This is a genomic window from Rhodococcus sp. UFZ-B548, assembly GCF_903819475.1.
Taxonomy (GTDB): Bacteria; Actinomycetota; Actinomycetes; order Mycobacteriales; family Mycobacteriaceae; genus Rhodococcus_F; species Rhodococcus_F erythropolis.
On sequence record NZ_CAIJDS010000147.1, the window covers coordinates 1 to 1436 of the forward strand.

Below are 1436 nucleotides of genomic sequence, written 5' to 3' on the forward strand. Positions count from 1 at the left end.
ACGACTGCACGGGCGACACCCGCACACCCGACCAACGCGGATTCGATCTCACCCAACTCGATACGGAAACCACGAACCTTGACCTGCGAATCCGAACGACCCACATACTCGATCTCCAGACCCGAGGTCCACCGCACAACATCGCCCGTGCGATACATCCGATCACCCGGCGCACCGAACGGATCGGCCACGAACCGACCCGAGGTCAACCCAGCCCGATCCAGATAGCCCCGAACCACCTGCGCACCAGCGACATACAACTCACCCGCAACCCCGACCGGCACCGGACGCAACCGAGCATCGAGCACCCGCTCGGACACTCCGGCGCTCGGCCCACCGATCACCAGACGGTCCCCGGCCACCAGCGGATCACTGATATTCGTCATGATGGTGGTCTCGGTCGGACCGTAGCCGTTGACGAAGCGACGGATAGACCCGTCAGCAAGCTCGACAGCCCACTGCGCCACCAACTCCGGCGGGCAGGCCTCACCACCGACGACAACAAGCCGCAGATCGTCGAGCCCCGACTCATCCACCGACGCCAACGCCGCCGGCGTCACGAACGCATGCGAGACCCGCTCCGCCCGCAAGAAGACTGCCAACTCGCTGCCGCCGAACACCGTGTCCGGTGCCACCACCAAGGTGCCCCCGCAACCGAACGCCAACAACAACTCCAACACCGAAGCGTCGAAACTCGGCGAAGCAAAATGCAACGCCCGCACCGAGGAGTCCAAACCGTAGGCCGCGACCTGCATGGCTGAGAAGTTCGCTACAGCCCCGTTGGGTACGACGACGCCCTTGGGCATTCCCGTGGTACCCGACGTGTAAATCACATACGCCGTCGACAACTCCGAGACCACACCACGACGCTCCCCCGCCGACACCGGCCGGCCAGATAGCCCCGCAACCACAGGAGCAGCACCGCCATCGACGACATCCACACCATCGACAACCAACCACGGCAACACATCCGGCAAGCCCGCAACCACCGAACCAACCGTCACACCCAACACCGCACCCGAATCCAACACCATGTGCCGAATCCGATCCACCGGATACCCCGGATCCACCGGAACGAACGCCGCACCCGACTTGATCACAGCCCACCACGCCACCACCGACAACGCCGACCGCGACACAGCAACCACAACACGATCCTCGACACCCACACCGCGACCGATCAACAACCGCGCCAACCGCGACGACGCCTCGTCCAACTCGCCGTACGAGAGAGAACGCCCCTCGAACCGAACCGCAGTCGCCGAACGATCACGATCCACCGCCCGCTCGAGCACACCCAGCAAAGTCCCGGAAACCGGCTGTTCCCCAAAGGCATTCGATACTCGTGACAGCTCGGTGAACTCGTCACTCGACAACAACTCGATGTCGCCGACCACTGCCGACGAATCCGCCACAACAGCCTCGAACACACGAAT

1 protein-coding gene is annotated in these 1436 nt (G+C 63.6%); it reads right to left on the reverse strand.

Features of this window, described 5'->3' with window-relative positions:
- Positions 1-1436 (reverse strand): amino acid adenylation domain-containing protein (locus H7C86_RS36880; RefSeq protein WP_182263513.1); only part of this gene is annotated, 1436 nt, incomplete at both ends.